This is a genomic window from Burkholderia sp. LS-044 (assembly GCF_004803625.1).
Taxonomy (GTDB): Bacteria; Pseudomonadota; Gammaproteobacteria; order Burkholderiales; family Burkholderiaceae; genus Burkholderia; species Burkholderia cepacia.
This window is the reverse complement of record NZ_SSWO01000061.1, coordinates 1-4962: the sequence shown is the minus strand read 5'-3', so window position 1 is coordinate 4962 and position 4962 is coordinate 1. Positions and strand designations below refer to the sequence as shown.

Sequence of the window (4962 nt, the reverse complement as noted above, 5' to 3'; positions counted from 1 at the left end):
TGTGTTGTAGTAGCTAGATGGAAATGTCCGCTTTTGGCTACATGGAAATGTCCGCTTTCGTGCCGCGTAAGCTGTCCGGCCGCCGGGTGTCCGGCGCCGGAGGCTGCGATGGCTGCAACGGAGCGGATCACGTACACCGTACACCGTACACCGTACACCGTACACCGTACACCGTACACCGTACACCGTACACCGTACACCGTACACCGTACACCGTACACCGTACACCGTACACCGTACACCGTACACCGTACACCGTACACCGGTTCATAATCTCGCTTCTCTGCTGCTGAAAACGCAGCGCTGCCGGGAAACACGAAGTTCCTCGCAGATTGCTCTTTAAAAATTAACAGCCGATAAGTGTGGGCGCTTGATGGAAGCGAGCTGATCTTCGGAAACACCTGAGGCAAATCTGTACATGGGGGCATAGCTCAGCTGGGAGAGCACCTGCTTTGCAAGCAGGGGGTCGTCGGTTCGATCCCGTCTGCCTCCACCAATCACCAACGCTAAGTGCTTGGTTCATACGATGAACCGAGAATTTTGCAAACACCTGAGGCAAATCTGTACATGGGGGCATAGCTCAGCTGGGAGAGCACCTGCTTTGCAAGCAGGGGGTCGTCGGTTCGATCCCGTCTGCCTCCACCAATCACCAACGCTAAGTGCTTGGTTCATCCGATGAATCGAGAGTTTTGCACACCTGAGGGCATCTGTACTCAATGGGGGCATAGCTCAGCTGGGAGAGCACCTGCTTTGCAAGCAGGGGGTCGTCGGTTCGATCCCGTCTGCCTCCACCAATCACCAACGCTAAGTGCTTGGTTCATACGATGAACCGAGAATTTTGCAATGGGGGCATAGCTCAGCTGGGAGAGCACCTGCTTTGCAAGCAGGGGGTCGTCGGTTCGATCCCGTCTGCCTCCACCAATCACCAACGCTAAGTGCTTGGTTCATACGATGAACCGAGAATTTTGCATTGGCGATTGAGCCAGTCAGAGAACCTGTTACTGTTTTCGGTTCGGTTAAGAACCGGTCGCTCACTCAAAGCTGACAGGAATATGAATCACTTCATAAACCTGACTTACTTTAGTGTGAGACTCTTGATACTTTTGCTATCTGATCCGAAGATCAGCTCGCTTCCATCAAGCAATCATCTTGAGATACATCGATACAATCACAACCCGGATAGTTTTCACGTCCATCTCAAGACGCTTCCGCTATCCAAATTACTTACTTCTTCCAGATTGTTAAAGAACGACAGCCGATACTTTCGTATCACTCTGACTGGCTCAATCGCCAATGGGCACAACGCGAGAACTCAACCTGTAACGAGACAGACTCGTTATAGGGTCAAGCGAACAAGTGCATGTGGTGGATGCCTTGGCGATCACAGGCGATGAAGGACGCGGTAGCCTGCGAAAAGCTACGGGGAGCTGGCAAACAAGCTTTGATCCGTAACAGCCGATAAGCGTGAGCGCTCAACTTGTGCGAGAAGCTCTGGAAAGGAGGTGATCCAGCCGCACCTTCCGATACGGCTACCTTGTTACGACTTCACCCCAGTCATGAATCCTACCGTGGTGACCGTCCTCCTTGCGGTTAGACTAGCCACTTCTATAATCTCGCTTCTCTGCTGCTGAAAACGCAGCGCTGCCGGGAAACACGAAGTTCCTCGCAGATTGCTCTTTAAAAATTAACAGCCGATAAGTGTGGGCGCTTGATGGAAGCGAGCTGATCTTCGGATCAGATAGCAAAAGTATCAAGAGTCTCACACTAAAGTAAGTGTTAAGAACCGGTCGCTCACTCAAAGCTGACAGGAATATGAATCACTTCATAAACCTGACTTACTTTAGTGTGAGACTCTTGATACTTTTGCTATCTGATCCGAAGATCAGCTCGCTTCCATCAAGCGCCCACACTTATCGGCTGTTAATTTTTAAAGAGCAATCTGCGAGGAACTTCGTGTTTCAGAGCACCTGCTTTGCAAGCAGGGGGTCGTCGGTTCGATCCCGTCTGCCTCCACCAATCACCAACGCTAAGTGCTTGGTTCATACGATGAACCGAGAATTTTGCATTGGCGATTGAGCCAGTCAGAGCGGTACGAAAGTATCGGCTGTCGTTCTTTAACAATCTGGAAGAAGTAAGTAATTTGGATAGCGGAAGCGTCTTGAGATGGACGTGAAAACTATCCGGGCGGTCACCACGGTAGGAGTCATGACTGGGGTGAAGTCGTAACAAGGTAGCCGTATCGGAAGGTGCGGCTGGATCACCTCCTTTCCAGAGCTTCTCGCACAAGTTGAGCGCTCACGCTTATCGGCTGTAAATTAAAGACAGACTCAGGGGTCTGTAGCTCAGTCGGTTAGAGCACCGTCTTGATAAGGCGGGGGTCGTTGGTTCGAATCCAACCAGACCCACCATTGAGCGGAAGCGTCTTGAGATGGACGTGAAAACTATCCGGGTTGTGATTGTATCGATGTATCTCAAGATGATTCGAACTCTAAGTTTGACTCAATTGGAATACGGCACAACGCGAGAACTCAACCTGTAACGAGACAGACTCGTTATAGGGTCAAGCGAACAAGTGCATGTGGTGGATGCCTTGGCGATCACAGGCGATGAAGGACGCGGTAGCCTGCGAAAAGCTACGGAGAGCACCTGCTTTGCAAGCAGGGGGTCGTCGGTTCGATCCCGTCTGCCTCCACCAATCACCAACGCTAAGTGCTTGGTTCATACGATGAACCGAGAATTTTGCATTGGCGATTGAGCCAGTCAGAGTGATACGAAAGTATCGGCTGTCGTTCTTTAACAATCTGGAAGAAGTAAGTAATTTGGATAGCGGAAGCGTCTTGAGATGGACGTGAAAACTATCCGGGTTGTGCCCGTTCAGGCGCCGGCCTTCGACACTGCGTAACGGTTAAAGCGAGGAAAGAGACGCAGCAAAACCGACCTTAAAACCGGACATCTCTAAATAGCTGGAAGGTGGACATCTGAATCCGGGTATGACATGTGTTGTAGTAGCTAGATGGAAATGTCCGCTTTTGGCTACATGGAAATGTCCGCTTTCGTGCCGCGTAAGCTGTCCGGCCGCCGGGTGTCCGGCGCCGGAGGCTGCGATGGCTGCAACGGAGCGGAGCGTTGAGTTCGTCGATCGTCGGCAGGCGCTTCTCGGCGAACTGGTGCTCGGTGAAGCCGCCGACCACGCGCACCCATTGCGGCGCGGGCGTGATCGCCACCTGCCGCTTGAGCATGTCCATTGCAACCGCGAGCGACGGCACGCCGTCCCAACGCAGTTCCATGTTGTAGTTCAGGCCGCCGCGAATCACGTGGCAGTGGTTGTCGATCAGGCCCGGCAGCGCGCCGCGGCCCTCGAGATCGACGACCTTCGTCCCATCCCGATGTAGACGCCCGCGTCGCTGTGATAGAGGCGCAGCGGCGTGTGGATGATGCCCAGCGCGATCAGCGTGTGGTTCAGGAGGCCGTCGTCCTTCAGGATGCCGATCCATGCGTACACGCGGATCAGGAACGACGTCCAGAACGGCAGCATCACGGCCATCATCAGCACGTTGCGGCGGTTCGGTTCCGAGCGCGCGATGTAGTACGCCATCGGATAGCCGATCAGCAGGCACAGCACGGTCGACACGGAATCTGGAAGAAGTAAGTAATTTGGATAGCGGAAGCGTCTTGAGATGGACGTGAAAACTATCCGGGTTGTGATTGTATCGATGTATCTCAAGATGATTCGAACTCTAAGTTTGACTCAATTGGAATATGGCACAACGCGAGAACTCAACCTGTAACGAGACAGACTCGTTATAGGGTCAAGCGAACAAGTGCATGTGGTGGATGCCTTGGCGATCACAGGCGATGAAGGACGCGGTAGCCTGCGAAAAGCTACGGGCGGCCGGTGCGCATTGAACTCGCTCTTCGGCGGCTTCGCGAAGCGCGCGTTGTAGGCGGCCATGAAGGAGGGCGCGTAAGCGTTGGCGTCGACCACCGTGTTGATCCCGCGCAATCTCAACTCCTTGACCAGTCGATCCTGCAACGTCAGGTGCGCTCGCTCGACGCGCCCCTTGGCCGAGCTGCTGTTCGCGCAGAACGTGTCGATGTTCAGCTCGTACATCGCGCGGCCGAACGGTGTCACACGGTTACCGGGCTTGATGGAAGCGAGCTGATCTTCGGATCAGATAGCAAAAGTATCAAGAGTCTCACACTAAAGTAAGTCAGGTTTATGAAGTGATTCATATTCCTGTCAGCTTTGAGTGAGCGACCGGTTCTTAACTGAACCGAAAACAGTAACAGGTTTAAACTGAAGAGTTTGATCCTGGCTCAGATTGAACGCTGGCGGCATGCCTTACACATGCAAGTCGAACGGCAGCACGGGTGCTTGCACCTGGTGGCGAGTGGCGATGCTCTTCGTCCAGTTCACGAAGTCTTCCTTCTCGGCGTTCGGCTTCTGCGTGAACAGGTTGTACGCGATCCGGATCGTCATCTCGCCCGCGTCGTGCAGCTTGCGGATCACCTCGTAGTCGTCCGGGTAATTCTGCGAACCGCCGCCCGCGTCGATCACGCCGGTCACGCCGAGACGGTTCAGTTCGCGCATGAAGTGGCGCGTCGAGTTGTACTGGTATTCGAACGGCAGCTTCGGCCCCTTCGCGAGCGTCGCGTAGTTGAGATTGCGCGGGATCAACACGGTGGTCGACGCCAACGCTTACGCGCCCTCCTTCATGGCCGCCTACAACGCGCGCTTCGCGAAGCCGCCGAAGAGCGAGTTCAATGCGCACCGGCCGCTGCGATCCGACGAGAGTCTGGACTTGGTGCTGACATGGCGCGAGCCGCGGAAAGTGACGAAGTCGCTGACGGTGCAGTACGACCGGGTGATGTACTTACTGGACGACACACTGGAGAACCGGAAGCTGATCGACCGGCAGATCGAGGTGTGGGAGTACCCGGATGGGCGGATCGAGATTCGTG

At 54.3% G+C, this 4962-nt stretch carries 5 tRNA genes, 5 pseudogenes and 1 other annotated feature; of the genes and pseudogenes, 6 read left to right on the top strand and 4 right to left on the bottom strand.

The annotated features are described in order from the left end of the window. The first annotated feature begins 420 nt into the window (after positions 1 to 420). The 5 genes from E9536_RS41250 (at position 421) to E9536_RS41225 (ending at position 2408) form a co-directional block, all read left to right on the top strand. Positions 421 to 496, top strand: a tRNA-Ala gene (locus E9536_RS41250). Positions 497 to 569: 73 nt separating this feature from the next. Next, positions 570 to 645 (top strand) — tRNA-Ala (locus tag E9536_RS41245). 73 nt (positions 646 to 718) lie between these two features. Continuing rightward, positions 719 to 794 (top strand) — tRNA-Ala (locus E9536_RS41240). Between the two features lie 51 nt (positions 795 to 845). Next, positions 846 to 921: transfer RNA gene (locus E9536_RS41235), tRNA-Ala, on the top strand. Between the two features lie 587 nt (positions 922 to 1508). Beyond that, positions 1509 to 1639, bottom strand: a sequence feature (16S ribosomal RNA rRNA prediction is too short). 692 nt (positions 1640 to 2331) lie between these two features. Then, positions 2332 to 2408 (top strand) — tRNA-Ile (locus E9536_RS41225). Between the two features lie 714 nt (positions 2409 to 3122). Here the strand turns inward: E9536_RS41225 and E9536_RS41220 are convergent. The 4 pseudogenes from E9536_RS41220 to E9536_RS41200 all read right to left on the bottom strand — a co-directional run. After that, a pseudogene (locus E9536_RS41220) lies at positions 3123 to 3494 on the bottom strand (amidohydrolase family protein); the annotation flags it as partial. Continuing rightward, positions 3380 to 3634 (bottom strand): annotated as a pseudogene (locus tag E9536_RS41215) (putrescine ABC transporter permease PotH); the annotation flags it as partial. The pseudogenes E9536_RS41215 and E9536_RS41220, both read right to left, overlap by 115 nt. A gap of 258 nt (positions 3635 to 3892) precedes the next feature. Beyond that, positions 3893 to 4138, bottom strand: a pseudogene (locus E9536_RS41205) (ISNCY family transposase); the annotation flags it as partial. A gap of 258 nt (positions 4139 to 4396) precedes the next feature. Beyond that, positions 4397 to 4657: pseudogene (locus E9536_RS41200) on the bottom strand (amidohydrolase family protein); the annotation flags it as partial. A 1-nt stretch (position 4658) separates the two neighbouring features. On the opposite strand from E9536_RS41200, the pseudogene E9536_RS41195 reads away from it, so the two are divergent. Continuing rightward, a pseudogene (locus E9536_RS41195) lies at positions 4659 to 4962 on the top strand (ISNCY family transposase); the annotation flags it as partial.